Raw genomic sequence first — 21056 nt, 5'->3', positions numbered from 1 at the left:
GTGGCCGGCCCGGGGTTCTCGCACGCCGGGAGGGGTCTGCCCGCACCCTCCCGGCGGGAGCCCGACTTAGGAGCCGGCGCCGGTACTCGAGGACGCCGTCGGCGCGGGCGTCGCCGAGGAGCCCGCCGGGGCGCTGGACGACGTCGACGTGCTCTGGCCCTGGGCGGGGAAGAGCAGGTCCCAGATCGGGGTGACCTCGACCGGAGTCGGGTTGAACGGCAGCGAGCCCGCGCGCGACGGCGCGGGCGCCGGAGTGCTCGAGCTCGACGTGGTCGGCCGGGTCGTCGTCGGGGCCGGCGACGACGTGGTGCCGTGCGTGGGCGAGGCCGTCGCTCCCGGCTGGGTGGGCGTCGTGGTACCGGGGGCGGTGCTGCCGGGGGTGGTCGTCCCCGGTGCGGTGTTCCCGGGGGTGGCGGTGCCTGGCGTGGTGGCCCCCGGCGCCGTCGTGCCCGGGTTCGTCGTGCCCGACGTGGTGCTGTCCGGCGTGGTCGTGCCGCCGGCGGCCGGGGACGGCGTCGCCGTGGACCGCGGGGTCAGCGGGACGAACGGGATCTCATAGCCGGACAGGCCCTGCTGCTGCGTGCCGGACCCGGTGTACGCCGGTGCCGACGGGCCGCTCGGTGAGCTCCAGTACCCGCTGTCGCTCCGGTCGGTCGTGCCGGAGCCGCCCGTCGTGGCCGGCGCCGCCGTCGGGTAGGTCGGCAGCGGGGCGCGCCCGTCGCGGGAGGCCTGGGTGTCGTCCGAGCCGAACGCGGCCGGCCGGGCGCCGGCGACCTGCACGAGCGGCGTGGCGCCCGTGGTGGGCCCGGCCGCGGTGACCGGCTGGTCGCCGCTGAGCGCGACACCGGTCACGATCGCGGAGAGGCCGGCGAGGGACGCGGTACCGGCGACCACCATGCGGGTCCGGCTCGGCCCGCGCCGCGGCGCGGGTGCGCGGTGCGCGCCGCGGCCGGTGGTCGAACCGGTGGGCCGCGCCACGGGGCGTGAGGCCGCCGCGCGTGAGGCCGTCGTCGAGCGGGTGCCCTCGGCGCGGGCGCCGGAGCGGGGAGCCGTGTCGAGCCGCAGGGATCCGGCCGGGCGGGCCGGTTCGAACAGCGAGGACCGGGATGCGTCGGGCCCGCCCGCGGCCCGCGCCTCGTCGCCGACCCGCTGCGGGTCGAGCTCTCCGGGCCGGCGGACGCCGAGGTCGGCGGTGTCGTCGAGGCGCCCACCGGGCCGTCCGCCGCCCGCGGACCGCGCTCCCCGCCGCGTGGAGCGGCCGTAGGCGTCGGCCTGGCCGGGCCGCGGGTCGTCGCCGAACAGCTCGCGGCGCTGGGAGGTGCTCATCGAGATCGGGCCGGTGACGGTGTCCAGCTCGCCGGGGGGCCGCGTCGCCGGGCGGGGCGGGGGGCGTCTCGGCAGCGAGGCCGTGGCCGCGGACGGGTTGCTGCTCCACTCGCTGGCGACCCAGCCGGATCGCGGCGCGCCGCCCGGCGGGTAGGGAGTCCGCGCGCGGGAGGTGAGCGCCTGGTCGGGCCGGGGGGTCTGGTCGGGCCGGGGAGCCTGGTCGTCGATCGGCCGCCCCTGGTCGGAGGCCGGGCCGGGGACCGGGGCGCGGTTCCGGCGATCGGTCGCGGTGGAGCCCGCGCGGGAGTGCCGACCGGCCGAGTGGCTACCCACGGTGGCCGCCAACGCCCTGCGGAACCTGGTGCCGGGCGTGACCCGACCCCGACGGCGAGCCCCGGTGACGGACTCGGTGACCTCGCGCTGCGTTACCCCGCACTGCGCCTCCGCCTGCTTCGGTGTTGTGAGCCCCCCCGGGCCACACGGCACCCCCACCGGCGCACACGATACCGCATGCTGATCAGAAAGCGGCAAGTGCTGCGTTAGCGTCTGTAACAGGGCAATAGGTGCGGATAGCGCGATGGTGGTGGGATGCCCGCGCTCCGAAACGGCGAGGGGCCGGGGTGGCAGTCGTGCCCACCCCGGCCCCTCGCACTGAGGTCAGCCCGCTGTCAGTCGATCGTCCAGGTCTCGCTGCCGGAGATGAGGGCCATCAGGTCCCCCGTCCCCTGCCGCTCCCGGGTCTGCTCGACCTGAGCGTTGAGCGCCTCGTCGTAGGTCGGGATGTCGACGTTGCGGAACACGCCGATCGGGGTGACGCCGTGGTCGTCCCCGGTCAGCCGGGACAGCGCGAACGCCTGGCTCGGGTCCGTGTTCGCCGCGTCGTGCACGAGAACGCCCTCGTCGGTCGCCGCGCAGATCTCGAGGCCGCCGGACGCCGCGCGCCGGATGCCCTTGTCCCGCTCGGCGCCGAAGATCAGCGGCTCGCCGTCGACCAGCTTCAGCGTGGCGTCGTCCCGGGTGCCGCGGTCCTTCAGCGCCTCGAACGCACCGTCGTTGAAGATGTTGCAGTTCTGGAAGATCTCCACGAACGCGGTGCCCGGGTGCTCCGCCGCCGCGCGCAGCACCGACGTCAGGTGGGCCCGGTCCGAGTCGATCGACCGGGCGACGAACGTCGCCTCCGCGCCCAGCGCCAGCGACGCCGGGTTGTACGGCCGGTCCAGCGAACCGAACGGCGTCGACTTGGTGATCTTGCCGACCTCGGACGTCGGCGAGTACTGGCCCTTGGTCAGGCCGTAGATCCGGTTGTTGAACATCAGGACCTTGATGTTCACGTTGCGGCGCATCGCGTGCAGCAGGTGGTTCCCGCCGATCGAGAGCGCGTCGCCGTCACCGGTGACCACCCAGACCGACAGGTCCGGGCGCGACGTCGCCAGGCCCGTCGCGATCGCCGGCGCCCGCCCGTGGATGGAGTGCATCCCGTAGGTCTGCAGGTAGTACGGGAAGCGCGAGGAGCACCCGATGCCCGAGATGAAGGCGATGTTCTCCCGGGCGATCCCCAGCTCGGGCAGGAAGCCCTGGACGGTGGCCAGGATGGCGTAGTCGCCGCATCCCGGGCACCACCGGACCTCCTGGTCGGAGGTGAAGTCCTTACGGGTCAGCTGGCTCGGCGTGGCGGGTACCAGGTCCAGGAGTCGGTTGGTAATCCCGCTGCCGTTCGTTGTGACGGTCACTGGTTGATCACGTCCTCCAAGACGCCCGCGAGCTCCGCGGCCTTGAACGGCAGTCCACGGACCTGGTTGTAGCCGATCGCGTCCACCAGGAACTGCGACCTGATCAGCGTGCGGAGCTGGCCGAGGTTCATCTCGGGGATCAGCACCTTGTCGTAGGAGCGCAGCACCTCGGCGGTGTTCGCCGGGAACGGGTTGAGGTGGCGCAGGTGCGCCTGGGCGACGTGCAGCCCCTTGGCCCGGACCCGCCGGCAGCCGGCGGCGATGGGGCCGAAGGTCGAGCCCCAGCCGAGGACCAGCACGCTCGCCATGCCGGACGGGTCGTCGACCTCCAGCGGGGCGATGTCCCGGGCGATGCCGTCGATCTTGGCCTGGCGCAGGCGGACCATCCGGTCGTGGTTCGCCGGGTCGTAGGAGATGTTGCCCGAGCCGTCGGCCTTCTCCAGGCCGCCGATCCGGTGCTCCAGACCCGGGGTGCCGGGAACCGCCCAGGGGCGGGCCAGCGTCTCGGGGTCGCGCTGATAGGGCCAGAACTCCGGACCCTTCGGCCCCTCGTGGTTCGGCTCGGTCGTGAAGGTCACCGTGAGGTCGGGCAGCTCCTCGCGGGTCGGCAGCAGCCACGGCTCGGAGCCGTTGGCCAGGTAGCCGTCCGAGAGCAGGAAGACCGGCGTCCGGTACTTGGTCGCGATCCGGGCGGCCTCGACGGCGGCGTCGAAACAGTCGCCGGGCGAACGCGGCGCCACGATCGGCACCGGGGCCTCACCGTTGCGGCCGAACATCGCCTGCAGCAGGTCGGCCTGCTCGGTCTTGGTCGGCAGACCGGTGGACGGGCCGCCGCGCTGGATGTCCACGATCAGCAGCGGCAGCTCGAGGCTGACCGCCAGGCCGATCGTCTCGCTCTTGAGCGCGACACCCGGGCCCGACGTGGTCGTCACGCCCAGCGAGCCGCCGAACGAGGCGCCGAGGGCGGCACCGACACCGGCGATCTCGTCCTCGGCCTGGAACGTCCGGATGCCGAACTGCTTGTGCTTGCTCAGCTCGTGCAGGATGTCCGAGGCCGGGGTGATCGGGTAGGTGCCGAGGAACAGCGGCAGCTTCGTCAGCTCGCCGGCCGCGATCAGCCCGTAGGACAGCGCGATGTTCCCGGTGATCCGCCGGTAGGTGCCCTGCCGCATGCGCGCCGGGGCGACCTCGTAGGTGACCGAGAACGACTCGGTGGTCTCGCCGTAGTTGAAGCCGGCCCGGAACGCGGCGATGTTGGCCGCCGCGATCTCCGGCCGCTTGGCGAACTTCTTCTTGAGGAAGCCCTCGGTGCCACCGGTCGGCCGGTGGTACAGCCAGCTCATCAGCCCGAGCGCGAACATGTTCTTCGCCCGCTCGGCTTCCTTCTTGTTCACCGAGCCGGCGACGTCCTCGGCGGCGTGCACCGCGTTGATCGTCATGGACGTCAGCGGGACCCGGTGGACGGTGTAGTTGTCCAGGGTCCCGTCCGTCAGCGGGTCGGCCGCGTAGCCGGCTTTCTTCAGGTTGCCGCCGGTGAACGCGTCGGTGTTGACGATCAGGTCGGCGCCGGGCGGCAGATCCTTCAGGTTCGCCTTCAGCGCGGCCGGGTTCATCGCCACGAGGACGTCCGGGGCGTCGCCCGGGGTGAGAATATCGTGATCGGAGAAATGTAGCTGGAAGCCAGAAACTCCGGCCGGGGTGCCGGCTGGCGCCCGGATTTCCGCGGGAAAGTCCGGAAGCGTGGACAGATCGTTGCCGAATGCCGCTGTCTCGCTTGTGAACTGTTCTCCGGTGAGCTGCATACCGTCGCCTGAGTCGCCCGCGAACCGCACGACGACCCGGTCGAGCCGGCGGGTCTCCCTCTCCCTGACCTGCTCAGACACCTTCAGTAACCTCCTCAGGTACCACCCCAGCGTACCGGGCGGTTCAATACACCACGGGGATCGTGACGCCTGACCGACTCCGGGAAGGGCGGTGGGACGCCGCTCGGGACCGGATTATCCCCGTCACCCACCCTGCCTGGCAGTGTGCGGCTGGTTGCCGTATGCGTTTTCTGATAACGGACGTGAGTGCGGCACGGCGGGCTGGACCGACCCCGCCGTGGGGCCCTCCGAGGCCGTCCCGACCGGGGCGAACCATCGGCTCCGGTGGCGGGGAGGAGACGGCCGGACATCGACGGGCGGACCGCGCGGCGAGGGCCGCCGGTTCCCCCTTCGGGCCGCGGACATGCTGCGTCACCTGCCCGCGGGAGCCCCGACGGGTGTCCGCAGGCGGACACCCCGGCCGGCGCCGCGACCCGGGCCCGAATCCCCCGGTCGGTGGGGCGCACCGCGGGACGCGTCCCGGGGCGGCGGTCACCCGGGGCGCGCACGGGCGACGTCCACACCGTTCGGGGCGCCTGTGTACAGCACGGGCCGTATTCAGGTGACCTCCGCCCAGAGATCGGCATGCCGGTGTTGTCGTGGAAACGAGGGTACCGGCATCGTGGTGGTATCGCGGCGATCATCCCCGCCGTGCGGCCGACGTCCACAGATAAGTGTGTTCCCGGCCCCGGTCGGATGGGGATGGCGCCCCGATGTGAACACTATCGATTAGCCGGACCGGCGGTGCGGGTGGCGTCCGGCGATTTCGTATGGCGCGATAGGCGCCGCGCCGACACAGCCTCCCGATGACACCGAGCGGGCACGGATCGACGCGGACGTGTCGCAGCATCACTGATCGGTCACCAGGAGATGAACGGTGTGTTCCAGCGGAGTTCCCGCTGTGTGGCCGTGGCCGTTCATTGCGGGGCGGGGTGGTTCGGTCGTGAGCTCCGACGGAGTTCGGCGCCGCCGTGAGCCCGGTCACCGTCGTGTACCCGGCGCCGGTGGTACTTCCGACGATTGGATCGGTGCGTGAGGTCACTGCGGCGGGTCGCGAGCGGAGGCGGCGGGGGCGACGACCGTGGCGGTCCGCTCCGCGTGGGTGGGCGGGGGAGGGCGGCCAGGTGGCGGGGACAGTCGCGGGGATAGCGGCGGGCCCGGCCCGCACGGTGGCGGTCATCGGGGTCGGCCGGGCCGGTTCGGCGCTCGGCGCCGCGCTCGCCGCCGCCGGTCATGAGGTGAGCGCCTTCTACACGCGTTCGCCCGCCGGCCGGGAACGGGCCGCCGAGCGCTTCCCGACGGCCACCGCCTGCGCCACGCCCGCGCAGGCCGCCGCCGCCGCCGAGGTGATCCTGCTCGGCGTTCCCGACGACCTGATCGAGACCGTCGCCGCCCAGGCCGCCCCCGGTCTGACCCGCTCCGTCCCGGGGGGCTCGCTGCTCCCGCTCGTCGCGCACCTCAGTGGACGGCACGGGATCGCTCCGCTGGCACCCGCCCGAGCCGTCGGTGCGCGGACCGCCGCCATCCACCCGATCATGACCCTCACCGGGACGCCGGCCGATGTCGACCGCCTCACCGGTGCCACCTTCGGCGTGACCACGGTCCCCGGCGACGAGCCGGCGGCCGCGCTCGTGCGCCGGCTGGTGACCGACGTCGGCGGGCGGGTGGCGGTCGTCCCCGAGGAACAGCGGCCGATCTACCACGCCGCCCTGGTGCTGGGCGGCAACTTCCTGGCGACTCTGGTGACGGCCGCCGGGCGGCTGATCGCCGAGGCGGGCGTTCCCGACCCGGCCGGCGCGCTCGGCCCGCTGCTGCGCGCGTCGCTGGAGAACGCGCTGGACGGCGGCGCGGCCGCGATGACCGGCCCGGTCCGGCGGGGGGACGTCGGCACGGTCACCGCACAGCTGGCCGGGCTGGAAGCGCTCGACCGCCATCTCGCGGACGCCTACGCCGCGCTCGCCGTCCTCACCGCGGACCGGCTCGAGCAGGCCGGCCTGCTCGAGCCGCCCGTCGCCGCGGCGGTGCGCGCCGCGGCGACGGACGCCCCGGCGGCGGGCGACCGCGGGTGGGTGTGACCGTCGCGGGGAAGGATCGCCGCTGGGAACAGGGAGAGCGCGTTCCTTCGTTGAAGCGGGTGCGACAGGTCGACAGGACGGATACGCGACAGCCATGCCTCATCGCAGTCTCAACGGGCTGAAGACGGCGCTTCTCCTCGGCGTTCTCTCCGCCGCGATCGTGTGGATCGGGTCGCTCTTCGGCAGGAGCGGCCTCATCATCGCCGTCGTTCTCGCGCTCGCGATGAACGGATTCTCCTACTTCTACTCGGATCGGATCGCCCTGCGGGCGATGCGGGCGTATCCGGTGAGCCAGGTTCAACAGCCCCGGCTCTACGCGATCGTCCAGGAGCTCGCCACCCGGGCGCGCATGCCGATGCCCAGGCTGTACCTCAGTCCCACACCGTCTCCGAACGCCTTCGCGACCGGGCGAAACCCCCGTAACGCGGCCGTGTGCTGCACCGAGGGAATCATGGAGCTCATGGATGACCGTGAGCTGCGCGGTGTCCTCGGGCACGAGCTGAGCCATGTCTACAACCGTGACATCCTCATCGCCTCGGTCGCGGGCGCGCTCGCGGGCATCATCGTTTATCTGGCAAATATGTTGCAGTGGTTTGCCATTTTCGGTGGCGGTCGCGACGAGGACGGCCCGGGAGTGCTGGAGATGCTGGCGCTCATCGTCGTCGGCCCGATCGCCGCGACGATCATCCAACTGGCGATCAGCCGGGCCCGCGAGTACCAGGCGGACGAATCAGGGTCGACCCTCACCGGCGACCCGCTCGGCCTGGCCAGCGCCCTGCGCAAGCTGGAGGCGGGCACGGCCGCCAGGCCGCTGCCAGCCAACTCGCGGCTGGGCCCGGCCGCCGCCCTCATGATCGCGAACCCCTTCCGTGGTGGCGGTGTCGGCCGGCTCTTCTCGACCCACCCGCCGATCGCGGAGCGGATCGCCCGCCTGGAGCAGCGCGCCAGGATGAACCCGTACCGGTGACCCCACCCAATCCGCCTACTCGGTCCATCCGTACCGCCGCCGGCACGGTTCCACCCGGTGGAATCGGCTCCCGGTCGCTTTCCCGGCCGGGAGTGGCGCGCCGGATCGGCTGATTAAGGCCGTGACGTCGGTATTCCCGTCATGGTGCGGGCCGGATGGGCCACTCGCGCCCGCGGGGCTCCATGCGGGTTCGGCGCGGAAGGAACATGTCGGGAACGCGGAGTTCACCGGCGCGTCACGACGAGACCCGGGGAAGGCACGCTGAAGCGCTGGATAGCGAGTAGTCTCAAAGCTCCCAAGACAGCGGCGGAGCGTACCCCCCAGGTTCCGCCGCACGCACCCCGCCCGAAACCCCCCATCGGGCGGGGTGCACTTATTTCGGACATGTGCGCCGGATGTACCTGACGCTTTCTGTCCCGGGGCGGCGATCGTGCTTCTTCCCGTGCATACGCCCGTGAAATGTGGTGTCAGCCCGGTCGGCCGGTCGCCGTCGCCTGCCGGCACCGGCGGGCGGGGGTGGTCACCGGTAGTTGACGAACTGCAGCGGTACGTCGAAGTCCTCGGCCTTGAGGAGCTGGATGACCCGCTGCAGGTCGTCCCGCTTCTTGCCGGTGACCCGGAGCTGGTCGCCCTGGATCTGCGCCTGCACGCCCTTCGGTCCGTCCGCGCGGATCTTCTTGGCGATGGTCTTCGCCTTCTCGTCGGCGATGCCCTGCTGGACGGTCACCGTCAGCTTGTACTCCTTGCCCGACTGTCGCGGCTCGCCATGCTCGAGCGACTTGAGCGAGATGCCGCGCTTCACGAACTTCTCCTGCAGGACGTCCAGGACGGCCTTCACCCGTTCCTCGCTGTTGGCCTGCAGCAGGATCGACTCGCCGGACAGCGCCGCGGAGGCCCCGGTGTCCCGGAAGTCGAAGCGGGTCTTGATCTCCTTCGCCGTCTGGTTGACCGCGTTGTCGATCTCCTGGGTGTCGACCTTGCTGACGATGTCGAAGGACGGATCTGCCACGGGCACGGACCTCCTGGTCGAGTCGTACGGGGGCGGGCGCCGGCCCGTGACGCGCGGGCCGGGCGCGGGCCGGAGTGTTGGGGGGACCCTCCCCGTCAGCACACTCGGTGCAACCGGTATGCTTGCCGAACACGGCAGGTTGCCCGAGTGGCCAAAGGGAGCGGTCTGTAAAACCGCCGGCTCAGCCTACGATGGTTCGAACCCATCACCTGCCACCACCCCCGGGGTTACCCGGGGACAAAGCTGCGACACAGGCCCCGGAGGACACTCCGGGGCCTGTGTCATGTCCCTCGCCCGTCCGTTCGTCAGCGAGTCGCCGCGGCAGCGCCTGGCGGGGCCCAGCCAGCACGCTTCGACCAGGTGCCACCGCTCGGCCGTCCGCCTCCGCCGCCGGCGGTTCCGCGGTCCGCGGTCGGGCCGAAGTCCGGTTGGCCGCACTGGGCGGGGCCGTAGAGTCGGCAGACGTGGCCGACATCGAAGCGCTGGCCGCCCGGGTGCGGGCGGCGTCCCACCTGACTGGGACGTTCCTCCTCCGGTCGGGTCGTACGAGCACCGAGTACTTCGACAAGTACCTGTTCGAGGCCGAGCCGGCGCTGCTCGCCGACATCGTCGAGGCGATGGCGGCGCATCTCCCGCCGAGCACCGATCTCCTCGCCGGCCTGGAGCTGGGCGGCGTTCCGCTGGCCACGCTGCTCTCGGCCCGCACCGGGCTGCCGGCCAGGTTCGTCCGCAAGAAGGCGAAGGAGTACGGAACCCGGCGCGTCGCCGAGGGCGGCGAGGTCGAGGGCCGGCGGATCGTGCTGGTCGAGGACGTCGTGACCAGCGGCGGGGCCGTGCTCGACGCCACCCGGGTGCTGCGCGAGCAGGGCGCGGTCGTCGAGGACGTCCTGTGCGTCATCGATCGTCAGGAGGGTGGCCGGGAGCGGCTCGCCGAGATCGGCCTGACCCTGCTCCCCACCCTCACCCGGGCCGACCTCGACGCGGCTCGCTAGCACCCGGACAGCCTGACGTCGGACACACGGAACGCGGGATGACCTCGGACGTGGCCGGAGCGTTGTTCGTCTACGGGACGCTGCGTTTCGACGCGGTCGTCGACGCGCTGCTCGGCCGGGTGCCGACCATCACGCCGGCGGTGGTCGGCGGCTGGCGGGCGGCGGCGCTGCCGGGGCGGAGCTATCCGGGACTGGTCCCCGCGCGTCCCGGCGACGTGTGCGCGGGCCGGTGCCTGAGCGGTCTGACCAGGGCCGAACGCGAGCTGCTCGACCTGTTCGAGGGCGATCCGTACGAGGCCCGCGAGCTCGCGCTGGTCGGGGGCGGCTCGGCGGTCGCCTATCTCTGGCGCGACGTGACCGACGTGCGGACGTCCGACTGGGATCCGGACCGCTTCGCGGCCGAGCACCTGGCCGGCTTCGTCCGCCGCTGCCGGCTGTGGCGTGCGCGGGTCGTGGCGGCCCCGCCAGACCCGCCGCGGTGACAGGCGGGCGCGTGGGTCGTGCCGGGGCCGCCGCGGTGACAGGTCCGCGGCGGCCCCGGCGGTCACACCGTCACCGGACGTCGGGCGAGGCACCCCCGAGGCCGTCCTTCCGGCCCGGGTCCCGGTAGCCGGGGTCGCCCGGCTCCAGGCCCGGTCCGCCCGACCGGTGACCGGGGTCGTTGTGGCCCGACGGGTAGCCCTCGCCGCGGCCGGTCTGGCCGGTCTGACCCGGCTGGGCGTAGCGCGGCTGTGAGGTGTAACCCTGATCGCCCTGGGCCGTGCCGGTGCCGGTGCCGGCTCCGCCCTGGCCGCGCCCGTAGCCGCCGGTCTCGTAGCCACCGGCCGAGCCCGGCCCGGCGCCCACCGTGGCCCGCGCGCCGCTGCGAGCCGTCGTGCCCGCGCCGCGGGCCATCCCACGGTCACTCGGGTAGGGCTCGACGGCGCCGCCGCGACCGCGGGTCTGGTACGTGGCCAGCGCGTAGATGACGAGGATGTCGATGGCGATGATGATCACTGACCAGACGGGGAAGGCGGCCATGAACGCGAGCTGGCCGATCGCGTTGAGCGCGGCGATGACGATGCCGACCCAGCGGGCGAGCTCGTTGCCGGCCGCGATACCGAACGCGATCCCCATCTGGATGATGCCGACGACGATCCACAGCCAGCCCCAGAAGGTGGTGTTGGCGTAGATCACCCCGGTACCTGTCGAGGTGGAGTAGAGGTTGTCCACGATCACGATGTAGTCGCGAAGCGACGCGATGCCGTAGATGAGGTTGTGGAATCCGACGACGAACATGATGACGGCCGCGAAGATCAGCCAGCCATCCGTGTTGCGTACCTGCCGCAGATCTGCCATCTGGTCCTCCCGGCTGTACGACGGCGCAGCGTGTGGCCAAGTGGACACAGTCCGTCGCACTCGGCGTCAGATACCCCGCGTAGGTCTTCGTCACTCCTCGCGTTCGTTTCGGATGGGTGCGGCCGGGCGCCGGCGCCGGCGCGGGTGGGGGGACGGACGGCGTCAGGGCGCCGTCAGGACGCCGTCGCGGGCAGCAGGGTCACCGCGTTCGTGGCGGCTGTCCAGCGCAGCCTGCCGAACTGGAAGGCGCTCTCGCGCCCGCCCGGTACGGAGTACTCGTCCGTGATCGGAAGACCCAGGCTGGACGTCGAGCCGCCCAGTTCCAGATAGCGACGCAGGATCAGGCCGTGCACCTCGTGCGCGCCGGTCGCCGGGTGCCAGTAGATCCAGCCACCCTGGAAGATCGCCTGGTGGGCACCGGGCGCGGTGGCCCACTCGACGTCGCCGAGCGGACGTCCGAGGAAGCTGTTGGTCCCGCCGAGGCCCAGGTACTTCGTCGCGATGTCGCCGTGCAGCACCCGCGGTCCGGTCGCGACGGACCAGTAGATGAGCCCGTTCGTGAACGGGCGCCAGCGGCCGCCGCCGCCCGCGACGACCTCCGGGCCGGTGGGCGCCCCGAGGGCGACCTGCAGCAGCCCGGCCGCCGCGTACCGCTTGTCGATCTCGGACAGCGTCCCGTCGGCGAGTCCGGTCAGCGCGGGCGCCGAGCAGCACACGACGTTCATGTCGACGTTCCCGATGATGCCTGGGACCACGCCGGAGGACGTGTACTGCCACAGGGCCCAGCCGGGCCAGCCGCCTGGCAGCCAGCCCGGGGCGGACTCGCTGTTGTAGATGGCGAACCAGAACGGGTACCGGGCGAACTCCTTCGTGTCGGCCATGCTGTCCGTCCAGAACGACCGGTACGTGTACAGGACGGGCGCCCGGCCGGTCTGGGACTCGACCTCCTCCAGGAAGGCCCGGGTCCAGGCCGCGAGAGCCACCGGATCGAGGCCACCGGTGGTCTCCAGGTCCAGGACCGGGGCGAGCTGACCGGCCGCGCGGGTGAGGCCGGTGACGGCCAGGAAGTGCCGAGCCTGGTCGACGGCGGTGGAGAGCGGGGCCGCCGGGCGGGCGTAGTGGTAGGCGCCGACCACGAGTCCCGCCTTGCCGGCCGCGTCCCGGTCGCCGACGAAGAAGGGATTCGTGTAGTTGGTTCCTTCGGTGGCCTTCACGATCGCGAAGCTCATGCCGGCGGCCTTGACCGCGTTCCAGTCGATCGGCGCCGACCCGGGGTGCTGCCACGAGGCGATGTCGACGCCCTTGGGCCAGGCGGGGGACGGCTCCGCGAGCACGACGCGCTCGGCCGTCCCCGGCCCGGACACCGGTGTCACACCGGCCGCCGCCGGCGGGACGGTTCCAGGCTGCGTGGGTGGGGCGGCCTCGGGTGGGGCGGCCTCGGGGGGAACAGATGGAGCCGTCCCAGGTGGCGCGGGTGGGGTCGTCCCAGGTGGCGCCGGCGCGGGCGCCGCGGTCGTGGGTGTGGGCACAGCGGGTGTCGGCGTGGCGGATGCCGCGGCCCCGGGTGCCGCCGCGGCCGGTGCGATCTGTGTCGCGGGCGAGGCCTGCGTCGACGGGGTGAGCTGAGCCTGGGGTGTGGCCTGAGCCTGTGCCTCCGGTGTGGCCGGTGTGGCCGGTGTGGCTGGTGCGGATGGTGCGGATGGTGCGGAGACGGGGGTTGGCGGGGTGGAGAGCGCGCCCGCGGCCGGCGCGGAGAGCGCGACGGCGGTGACGGCCACCGTGGCCGCGCTGAGGACCCGCGCCGAGAACCGTCCGCCATTGCGCAGGCGCCAGACGGCCAGCGCCTCGTCGACCGTCAGCCGACCGGCCGCCGGGCCCGCAACCCCGGCGGCGACATCCTGTGGTCTCGTTGGTGCCGGTGGCCTCGGGCCGGGCCGGTCCGGGAACGCGGCGCGCAGCGTCGCGTAGGACGTTCCAGGTGGCAGTGAGGTCCCGGCGGGGACGGGTACCCCGGCGCGGGGGATCGGCGGCGCGGTGGCCGGCTGGCTTCTCCCCGGCGCACGCGGGACGATGGGCGCCGCGTCCGGAGTCTGTGGATCTCGGGAGTGACGGTACGTGAGCGGCATGAGCAACCCTCGATGCTGGGAGGCGCGGCGGCGGCTGCGGTAGCACCTGTGAGGCGCGCGTCCACGGCCAAGCAACACGCTAGGCACTCATGCGATTACTTACAGCTATCAGCGAGGGGTGCGTGTCGGGCCCGACGTCACCGTTGGTTCGCCGTGTCGGCCTTCTGGCCGTGTTCGCGGGGTCTGGTCACCCGCGCGCCGTCGAGGGCGGTCGGCGCGGTCCCCGGCCGGCCGGGCCGGCCCCGCGCGGGGGCGCGTGAGCCGGCCGGGAGGCGCGGGGCGGAAGTGTGGGGGGGTGCCCGCCACGAAGTCGCCGGAGTCGTGTAACGTAAGTCCCGCGCGAGCAACGCCCCTTTAGCTCAGTCGGCAGAGCGTCTCCATGGTAAGGAGAAGGTCTACGGTTCGATTCCGTAAAGGGGCTCAGGCGGTCCGGTATCGGGCAGGATCGTGATCGGCAGTTGGTGGTCTGTCCGCTTATACTGTCAGTCGGGTCTTCGCTCACTGGTGATCCGTCATGGCGGTGTAGCTCAGTCTGGCAGAGCAAGCGGCTCATAATCGCTGTGTCGCCGGTTCAAGTCCGGCCACCGCTACCATCGGGTCGCGGCACACCGTGTCACCCTCCAGGGGTCTGGTGAGTCGCGGCCCCTTGGCCTGCAGAGAATTCGAGACAGGAAGAGGCATCTCGCCGTGGCTGCCACCGACGTTCGTCCGAAAATCACAATGGCGTGTCAGGTGTGCAAGCACCGCAACTACATCACGCGCAAGAACCGGCGGAACGACCCCGACCGTCTCGAGCTGCGCAAGTTCTGCCCGAACTGCCGCTCGCACACCGAGCACCGCGAGACGCGCTGACCCGTCGGCCGACCACGGCTGGTGAGGCGCCGTCCACCGGGCGGGGCGAGCCCCCGACGCGGGCGGTGACAGCGACACGTGAGTTACACCGGGCGGGTCCATGACACACGGACCCGCCCGGTTTCGTCGTTCCGCCGGCCGGTGGCACGCCGACCCGGCGGCGGCGCGGTCCGCGTGATGCGCGGTCCGCGTGATGCGCGGTCCGCGCGGCGAGGCTGTGCTCGCGGGCGCGGGCCCGATAAGGTCTCGAACCGGTCCGGTAAGCCCGGGTTCCGGCGCTCTCGGGATCGGGTGACCTCGGGATCGGCAACGTCGAGATCGGAGCGTGTGGTGCCACTGAACCAGGACTTCGTCGGACGCAGTTACACCTCCGACGTCCCGTTCCAGGTGGGACGTGAGCACATCCGCCAGTTCGCCCGCGCCATCGGCGACGGCAACCCGCTCTACCACGACGTGGAGGCGGCGGAGGCCGCCGGTCACGCCGATCTGCTCGCCCCGCCGACCTTCCTGGTCACGGCGATCCCGGGTGACCTCGGGCTGCCGACGGACGACCCCGCTCTCGGGCTGGACTACTCCCTCGTCGTTCACGGTGACCAGCGATTCACCCTGCACCGCCCGGTCGTCGCGGGCGACGAGTTCGTGGTGCGCTCGACGCTGGCGTCCATCCGCTCGATCGGCCGCAACGAGGTGCTGGTGACGGCCTACGAGTTCACCACGACGAGCGGTGAGCTGATCGCCGAGGGAACGTGCAGCCTGGTCTCCCGCGGCACCGCGCCGCCCCGCTGACCGCGCCGACCCGCCACCCCACGCCGCCCCGCGCGGCTGACTACGCCGCCCCGCTGACACGGCGTCCCGCCAGGGGTTCGATTGGAGCCGGCATGCCCACCACCGTCACCTATGACGCCGTCGACGTCGGTACCGAGATCGGTGATCGGGTCTTTCCGCTCCGGCGGGCCGATCTGGTGCGCTACGCCGGCGCGTCGGGCGATTTCAACCCGATCCACTGGAACGAGCGGGCGGCCGCCGAGGCCGGGCTCCCCGGTGTGCTCGCGCACGGCATGCTGACGATGGCCACGGCGGGCCGGCTGGTCACCGACTGGGTCGGCGACCCGGCGGCCGTCGTCGAGTTCGGTGTGAAGTTCTCCTCACCCGTGGTCGTGCCGGACGACGGCGAGGGCGCACAGGTCTCTGTCCGGGGCGTTGTGGAGAAGAAGCTCGACGGCCGGCGGGTCGTGGTCAACCTCACAGTCCGACACGAGGGTGCCAAGGTTCTCATGGCGGCGCGGGCGACCGTCCAGCTCGCCTGACGCCGTCGGCGCCGGCCCGACACGGCAGCGGGCCCCGCGGAGGTGATCCGCGGGGCCCGCTGCCGGCTGTCGTCGCTACGACGGCCGGATGCACGTCGGTCGGCCGGTGTCCGTCAGGCGGACCTCGTCGCGACCAGGGTGCGGGTGGTGGAGGCGGACGGTGCGCTCAGCTGACCTGAGCCGGCCTCAGACAGCCTCGGACAGCAGGGCGCCGAGTCGGCGGACACCCTCGACCAGGTCGGTGTCCCCCAGGGCGTAGGACAGCCGGGCGAAACGCGGGGTGCCGAAAGCCTCTCCGGGCACGATCGCGACGCCGGCCTCCTCCAGGATGAACTGGCACAACTCGGCCGAGGTCGCCGGCGTGCGGCCACGTAGCGTCCGGCCGAGCACACCCTCCAGCGACGGGTAGGCGTAGAAGGCGCCGTCCGGCAGCGGGCAGCGCACGCCGGGGATCTGCACGAGCATCTCGTGCATGGTCTTGCGGCGGCGGTCGAAGGCCGTCCGCATCTCGTGGACGGCGTCGAGCGGGCCGGCGACGGCGGCGAGCGCCGCGGCCTGGGCGACGTTCGAGACGTTCGAGGTGGCGTGCGACTGCAGGTTGGTGGCCGCCTTGACGACGTCGAGCGGGCCGATCAGCCAGCCGACCCGCCAGCCGGTCATCGCGTAGGTCTTGGCGACACCGTTGACGACGACCCAGCGGTCGGCGAGCTCGGGTGCCTCGACGGGCATCGAGGCGAAGCGGGCGCCGCCGTAGACCAGGTGCTCGTAGATCTCGTCGCTGAGCACCCAGATACCGGCCTCCGCGGCCCAGCGGCCGATCGCGCGGACCTCCTCCGGGGTGTGGACGGCGCCGGTCGGGTTGGAGGGGGAGCAGAACAGCAGGACCTTGGTGCGGGGGGTCCGGGCCGCCTCAAGCTGCTCGACGGTGACGCGGTACCCGGCCTCGGGCCCGGTCACGACGTCGACGGGCACTCCACCGGCGAGGCGGATCGCCTCGGGGTAGGTCGTCCAGTAGGGGGCGGGCAGGAGAACCTCGTCCCCTGGGTCGAGCAGTGTCGCGAACGCCTGGTAGACGGCCTGCTTGCCGCCGTTGGTGATGAGGACCTGGCTTGGCTCGACGACCAGGCCGGAGTCGCGCCTGGTCTTCTCCGCGACGGCCTCCCGCAGCTCGGGGAGGCCGGCAGCCGGGGTGTAGCGGTGCATGCGCGGCTCGCGGCACGCCTTCTCCGCGGCGGCGACGATGTGTTCGGGAGTCGGGAAGTCGGGCTCGCCGGCACCGAAGCCGATCACGTCCCGGCCCGCGGCGCGCATCGCCTTGGCGGTCGCGTCGACGGCGAGGGTCGCGGATGGCGCGATGCCCGCGATGCGGTGGGAGATCCTGCTCATGGCAGCCATGCTGCCACGTGAGTAGGGGATCGGGCCGGCCCGTCCGGCCCCTCCTGGGGCGACCTGCGGACGTCTAAGAGCACCGTGCGGACGGCTTCCGGTCGATGAAGGGGTATGCTCGTTCCGCTCGGCCTGTCAGCCCCCGCCTGCAGCTGGAAGCTCCACCGAACGGCCCACCCGAAAGATCTTCTGGAGATCATCGGAAGCCTGGCGGAGAGCGAAGGCGACAAGGTGGGAACCAGGCGGCGGTCCGGGTACGTCTAAGGGGCGTGGCTCAATTGGTAGAGCACCGGTCTCCAAAACCGGCGGTTGCAGGTTCGAGTCCTGTCGCCCCTGCGTTGGACCGACGAACGAGTGGGTGGAGCTGAGTGGCGACCGATACGCGTGACGCGGCACCGCGGGCCGGCAGGTCCGCGCGGGCTGACCGTCGACGGTCGCCGTTCTCGATTGTCCGCAGGATTCGTCAGTTCGTCCGCGAGGTCATCGCGGAGCTTCGCAAGGTCGTCTACCCGGGTCGGAGCGAGCTGATCACGTACGTGATCGTCGTGCTCGTCTTCGTCACGGTGATGACGGCCTTCGTGGCCAGCCTCGACTTCGGCCTGACGAAGGCGGTCCTCGCGGTCTTCGGCTGACACCGGAGCCATCGCGGGCACCGGTCCGCGCCGACCGATCGTCGGTGCGGCACGGCGCCCGGCCCGGGTACCGGCCCGCGCCGTCGTTCCGGCTCTGTGCGATCGGGGCGCGTCTCGTTGGTACGGGTCGCGGCGGGCGACCCGGTCGCCGGTCGACCGCCCGGCGGGTCAGGTCCGCCGGCGAGAGAACCACCCACTGTCCACCCGTCCACGAGAGAAGGAACGACCGCGTGTCCCAGTCTCCCGAGCACGCCTCCTCCGAGCAGGGAGAGGCCCTCGACCGTCTCGACCCCCTTGCGGCGTTCGAGCGCGACGAGGTCGCGAGCACGGACGCCGCGGCCGCACCTGAGAAGGACGACCTCGAGGACGACCTCGGGTCCGACGGCGGCTCCACCGCCGACACGGCGGCGGCCGAGGCCGTGCCGGCCGCTGGCGCCGTGCCGGCCGCCACCGTGGTCGTGACGCCCGAGCCCGAGCCTCAGGACGACGGCGACGACCTGCTCCGGGCGCTCGAGGACGCTCCCGGCGAGTGGTACGTCGTGCACTCCTACGCGGGCTACGAGAACAAGGTCAAGACCAATCTCGAGACCCGGATCTCCAGCCTCAACATGGAGGACTACATCTTCCAGATCGAGGTCCCGACCGAAGAGGTCCCGGTCGTCAAGAACGGCAAGCGCCAGCTCGTCCAGCAGAAGAAGTACCCCGGCTACATCTACGTCCGGATGGATCTGACCGACCAGTCGTGGTCGGCGGTCCGCAACACGCCGGGTGTGACCGGGTTCGTGGGCCTGACGAACCGGCCGTCGCCGCTGCGCCGCGAGGAGGTCGTCTCCATCCTCGCGCCGGCGGCGCCGAAGGAGAAGAAGGTCGAGACGGTCAAGGCCCAGGAGTTCGAGGTCGGGGAGTCCGTCACCGTCATGGACGGCCCGTTCGCCACCCTGCCGGCCACCATCAGCGAGATCAACCTCGACGCGCAGCGCCTGAAGGTACTCGTCTCCATCTTCGGTCGGGAGACACCGGTCGAGCTCCAGTTCAACCAGGTCGCGAAGATCTGATCCGCCCGTAGAACCCCGGTAGGAAGACGAACAGATGCCTCCCAAGAAGAAGAAGATCACTGCGCTGATCAAGCTCCAGATCAACGCCGGCAAGGCGACCCCGGCGCCGCCGGTCGGTCCCGCCCTGGGCCAGCACGGCGTGAACATCATGGAGTTCTGCAAGCAGTACAACGCGGCCACCGAGTCGCAGACCGGCAACGTCGTGCCGGTCGAGATCACCGTGTACGACGACCGGTCGTTCACCTTCGTCACCAAGACCCCGCCCGCCGCCCGGCTGATCCTCAAGGCCGCCGGCGTGGACAAGGGCAGCGGCACGCCGCACCGGGTCAAGGTCGCGAAGCTGACCCCGGCCCAGGTGCGCGAGATCGCCCAGACGAAGCTGCCGGACCTCAACGCGAACAGCATCGAGGCCGCGGAGAAGATCATCGCCGGTACCGCGCGCTCGATGGGTATCACCGTCGGCGAGTGACCGTGTCCGGACGACTGTGTCCGGACGGCGGTGTCCCGCGCGAACACGCGGGTGAACGCAGGTATGTGGGAGGGCTCGTCGCTGCCACGGCCCGGGTGGAGCCCGGGTCGGACGGCGCGGAGCGGGACCCGCCAACACCACGAGGAGAACTCATGAAGCGCAGCAAGGCCTACCGCGCCGCGGCCGAGAAGATCGACGCGACCGCTCTCTACAGCCCGCTCGACGCGGCCCGGCTGGCCCGGGAGACGTCGTCCACGAAGTACGACGCCACCGTCGAGGTCGCCCTCCGGCTCGGCGTCGACCCGCGCAAGGCCGACCAGATGGTGCGTGGCACGGTCAACCTGCCGCACGGCACCGGCAAGTCCCCGCGGGTCGCGGTGTTCGCCGCCGGCGAGAAGGCCGCCGAGGCCACCGCCGCGGGCGCGGACGTCGTCGGCAGCGACGACCTGGTGGCCCGCATCCAGGAGGGCTTCCTCGACTTCGACGCCACGGTCGCGACGCCCGACCAGATGGCCAAGGTCGGCCGGATCGCCCGCATCCTCGGGCCTCGTGGGCTCATGCCGAACCCGAAGACCGGCACCGTCACCCTGGACGTCGCCAAGGTCGTCGGCGACATCAAGGGCGGTAAGATCAACTTCCGGGTCGACAAGCAGGGCAACCTGCACATCGTCATCGGCAAGGTGAGCTTCTCCGAGACCCAGCTCATCGAGAACTACACCGTCGCCCTCGACGAGATCGTCCGGGTCAAGCCGTCGGCGGCCAAGGGCCGGTACCTCAAGAAGATCACTTTCGCCACGACGATGGGCCCCGGCATCCCCGTGGACCCGAACCGGACCCGGAACCTCCTCGAGGAGGTTCCGGCCTGACCGGAACGGCACCGACCGCACGACCGGAAGACCGCACGACCGGCAGACCGGACGAGTTCGACCGGAATCGTACGACCGGGCCGGACCAGTTCGAATCGAACGGCACGACGAGGGCACGCACCGTCCGCGGTGGGTGCCCTTCGTTCGTTCCGCGTTGCTCCTGCTACGATGATGAACAGTTCCACACCGAAGACCGCTGGTCGTACTCCGGCCGTCGGGTCCCGAGTTTTTCGGAGATCTGTCGTCGGAGGCCGAAGGCTCGGTTTCCCCGAGCGGCCCGCGCAGGTGGCGGACGGGAAGTGGCTCACGCATCGCCGCTCTGCCGGCTCCGAACTCACTCAGATGGGTACGGCCGGCGGGTGAAGATCGTCGCCCTTGACGCCCCGCGCCTCCTGCGCCGGGGCGTTCGTCGTTTCCGGGTCCTTCGGTATGGCCGGCCGACCATTGAAGGAGCCCGATGGCGAACTCGGAGAAGACCGCCGCGGTGGCGGAGATCGCCGAGGAGTTCCGTGGTTCGACCGCCGCGGTGCTGACCGAGTATCGCGGCCTGACGGTGAGTCAGCTCACCGAGCTGCGCCGCGCCCTCGGCGAGACCACCCGCTACGCGGTGGTCAAGAACACCCTTACCAAGATCGCCGCGGCCCAGGCCGGCGTGTCCGGCATCGACGACCTGCTCGTCGGTCCGACGGCCGTCGCGTTCGTCGGCGGCGACCCGGTCGAGGCGGCCAAGGGCCTGCGGGACTTCGCCCGCGCCAACCCGGCCCTGGTCGTCAAGGGCGGGGTCGTCGAAGGCAAGGCGTTGAATGCGGACGAGATCCGCAAGCTCGCCGACCTGGAGTCCCGCGAGGTCCTGCTCGCCAAGCTGGCCGGAGCCATGAACGGCTCGCTGGCCAAGGCGGCTGGCCTCTTCGCCGCCCCGCTGTCGCAGGTGGCTCGGCTCGCCGAGGCCCTGCGCGCGCAGCGGGAGGAGACGGCCGGCGCCGAGCCGGTCTCCGTGGACGCCTGACGAGCGACGCCTGACGGGACCCCCGTCCCGCGGGCGGTGTCCCGGTGCGGCCGCGGCT

At 71.9% G+C, this 21056-nt stretch carries 19 protein-coding genes and 4 tRNA genes; 16 read left to right on the top strand and 7 right to left on the bottom strand.

Annotation, left to right across the window (positions count from 1 at the left end):
* Window positions 1-66 precede the first annotated feature (66 nt).
* From B056_RS0128050 to B056_RS0128040, 3 genes are all read right to left on the bottom strand, one after another.
* Window positions 67-1659: a hypothetical protein gene (locus B056_RS0128050; RefSeq protein ID WP_154677278.1), complete on the bottom strand. Its 1593-nt coding sequence runs from the start codon at window positions 1657-1659 to the stop codon at window positions 67-69.
* 335 nt (window positions 1660-1994) lie between these two features.
* Window positions 1995-3056 carry a 2-oxoacid:ferredoxin oxidoreductase subunit beta gene (locus tag B056_RS0128045; protein ID WP_018505159.1) on the bottom strand — a complete coding sequence of 354 codons (1062 nt, stop codon included), beginning with the start codon at window positions 3054-3056 and terminating at the stop codon, window positions 1995-1997.
* A complete protein-coding gene (locus B056_RS0128040; RefSeq protein WP_018505158.1) occupies window positions 3053-4939 on the bottom strand; it encodes a 2-oxoacid:acceptor oxidoreductase subunit alpha in 1887 nt (628 codons plus the stop codon). Before B056_RS0128040 ends, B056_RS0128045 begins: the two co-directional genes overlap by 4 nt.
* 1103 nt (window positions 4940-6042) lie before the next feature.
* On the opposite strand from B056_RS0128040, the gene B056_RS0128035 reads away from it, so the two are divergent.
* On the top strand, window positions 6043-6993 hold the full coding sequence (locus tag B056_RS0128035; RefSeq protein WP_051105761.1) for a Rossmann-like and DUF2520 domain-containing protein: 951 nt from the start codon (window positions 6043-6045) through the stop codon (window positions 6991-6993).
* 94 nt (window positions 6994-7087) lie between these two features.
* A complete protein-coding gene (gene htpX, locus B056_RS0128030) occupies window positions 7088-7960 on the top strand; it encodes a zinc metalloprotease HtpX (protein ID WP_018505156.1) in 873 nt (290 codons plus the stop codon).
* A 520-nt stretch (window positions 7961-8480) separates the two neighbouring features.
* On the opposite strand, the gene B056_RS0128025 is transcribed toward htpX, so the two are convergent.
* Window positions 8481-8969 carry a YajQ family cyclic di-GMP-binding protein gene (locus B056_RS0128025; protein WP_018505155.1) on the bottom strand — a complete coding sequence of 163 codons (489 nt, stop codon included), beginning with the start codon at window positions 8967-8969 and terminating at the stop codon, window positions 8481-8483.
* Window positions 8970-9102: 133 nt separating this feature from the next.
* Here B056_RS0128025 and B056_RS0128020 point away from each other — a divergent pair.
* The 3 genes from B056_RS0128020 (at window position 9103) to B056_RS0128010 (ending at window position 10443) form a co-directional block, all read left to right on the top strand.
* Window positions 9103-9187: transfer RNA gene (locus tag B056_RS0128020), tRNA-Tyr, on the top strand.
* A gap of 246 nt (window positions 9188-9433) precedes the next feature.
* The gene (gene pyrE, locus B056_RS0128015) at window positions 9434-9961 is read left to right on the top strand and encodes an orotate phosphoribosyltransferase (protein ID WP_018505154.1); all 528 of its coding nucleotides are present in this window, start codon (window positions 9434-9436) and stop codon (window positions 9959-9961) included.
* A 38-nt stretch (window positions 9962-9999) separates the two neighbouring features.
* A complete protein-coding gene (locus B056_RS0128010) occupies window positions 10000-10443 on the top strand; it encodes a gamma-glutamylcyclotransferase family protein (RefSeq protein WP_018505153.1) in 444 nt (147 codons plus the stop codon).
* A 70-nt stretch (window positions 10444-10513) separates the two neighbouring features.
* Here B056_RS0128010 and B056_RS0128005 read toward each other — a convergent pair whose 3' ends face one another.
* Both B056_RS0128005 and B056_RS45840 read right to left on the bottom strand, forming a co-directional pair.
* The gene (locus B056_RS0128005) at window positions 10514-11299 is read right to left on the bottom strand and encodes a DUF7144 family membrane protein (protein ID WP_018505152.1); all 786 of its coding nucleotides are present in this window, start codon (window positions 11297-11299) and stop codon (window positions 10514-10516) included.
* 173 nt (window positions 11300-11472) lie between these two features.
* Window positions 11473-13425: a GH25 family lysozyme gene (locus tag B056_RS45840; protein WP_326828249.1), complete on the bottom strand. Its 1953-nt coding sequence runs from the start codon at window positions 13423-13425 to the stop codon at window positions 11473-11475.
* Window positions 13426-13773: 348 nt separating this feature from the next.
* On the opposite strand from B056_RS45840, the gene B056_RS0127995 reads away from it, so the two are divergent.
* The 5 genes from B056_RS0127995 (at window position 13774) to B056_RS0127975 (ending at window position 15584) form a co-directional block, all read left to right on the top strand.
* Window positions 13774-13846: transfer RNA gene (locus B056_RS0127995), tRNA-Thr, on the top strand.
* A 95-nt stretch (window positions 13847-13941) separates the two neighbouring features.
* Window positions 13942-14018: transfer RNA gene (locus tag B056_RS0127990), tRNA-Met, on the top strand.
* 94 nt (window positions 14019-14112) lie between these two features.
* The gene (gene rpmG / locus B056_RS0127985; RefSeq protein WP_026240223.1) at window positions 14113-14277 is read left to right on the top strand and encodes a 50S ribosomal protein L33; all 165 of its coding nucleotides are present in this window, start codon (window positions 14113-14115) and stop codon (window positions 14275-14277) included.
* A 330-nt stretch (window positions 14278-14607) separates the two neighbouring features.
* Window positions 14608-15063 carry an FAS1-like dehydratase domain-containing protein gene (locus B056_RS0127980; RefSeq protein ID WP_026240222.1) on the top strand — a complete coding sequence of 152 codons (456 nt, stop codon included), beginning with the start codon at window positions 14608-14610 and terminating at the stop codon, window positions 15061-15063.
* 92 nt (window positions 15064-15155) lie between these two features.
* Window positions 15156-15584, top strand: coding sequence for a MaoC family dehydratase (locus B056_RS0127975; protein WP_026240221.1), 429 nt, complete (start codon window positions 15156-15158; stop codon window positions 15582-15584).
* 186 nt (window positions 15585-15770) lie between these two features.
* Here the strand turns inward: B056_RS0127975 and B056_RS0127970 are convergent, their stop codons facing one another.
* Window positions 15771-16979, bottom strand: coding sequence for a pyridoxal phosphate-dependent aminotransferase (locus tag B056_RS0127970; RefSeq protein WP_026240220.1), 1209 nt, complete (start codon window positions 16977-16979; stop codon window positions 15771-15773).
* 254 nt (window positions 16980-17233) lie between these two features.
* Between B056_RS0127970 and B056_RS0127960 the strand changes: the two genes are divergently transcribed.
* From B056_RS0127960 to rplJ, 6 genes are all read left to right on the top strand, one after another.
* A tRNA-Trp gene (locus B056_RS0127960) sits at window positions 17234-17306 on the top strand.
* 32 nt (window positions 17307-17338) lie between these two features.
* Window positions 17339-17602, top strand: coding sequence for a preprotein translocase subunit SecE (gene secE / locus B056_RS0127955; protein WP_018505145.1), 264 nt, complete (start codon window positions 17339-17341; stop codon window positions 17600-17602).
* 230 nt (window positions 17603-17832) lie between these two features.
* The gene (nusG, locus tag B056_RS0127950) at window positions 17833-18657 is read left to right on the top strand and encodes a transcription termination/antitermination protein NusG (RefSeq protein ID WP_018505144.1); all 825 of its coding nucleotides are present in this window, start codon (window positions 17833-17835) and stop codon (window positions 18655-18657) included.
* 34 nt (window positions 18658-18691) lie between these two features.
* Window positions 18692-19126, top strand: a complete 435-nt coding sequence (gene rplK, locus B056_RS0127945) for a 50S ribosomal protein L11 (RefSeq protein WP_018505143.1) — start codon at window positions 18692-18694, stop codon at window positions 19124-19126.
* Window positions 19127-19278: 152 nt separating this feature from the next.
* Window positions 19279-19992 carry a 50S ribosomal protein L1 gene (gene rplA, locus B056_RS0127940; protein WP_018505142.1) on the top strand — a complete coding sequence of 238 codons (714 nt, stop codon included), beginning with the start codon at window positions 19279-19281 and terminating at the stop codon, window positions 19990-19992.
* A 457-nt stretch (window positions 19993-20449) separates the two neighbouring features.
* The gene (gene rplJ / locus B056_RS0127935; RefSeq protein ID WP_018505141.1) at window positions 20450-20998 is read left to right on the top strand and encodes a 50S ribosomal protein L10; all 549 of its coding nucleotides are present in this window, start codon (window positions 20450-20452) and stop codon (window positions 20996-20998) included.
* The last annotated feature ends 58 nt before the right edge of the window (window positions 20999-21056 follow it).

Origin of the sequence: Parafrankia discariae (genome assembly GCF_000373365.1) — a bacterium.
Taxonomy (GTDB): domain Bacteria; phylum Actinomycetota; class Actinomycetes; order Frankiales; family Frankiaceae; genus Parafrankia; species Parafrankia discariae.
This window is presented reverse-complemented; position numbering and strand designations above follow the sequence as displayed.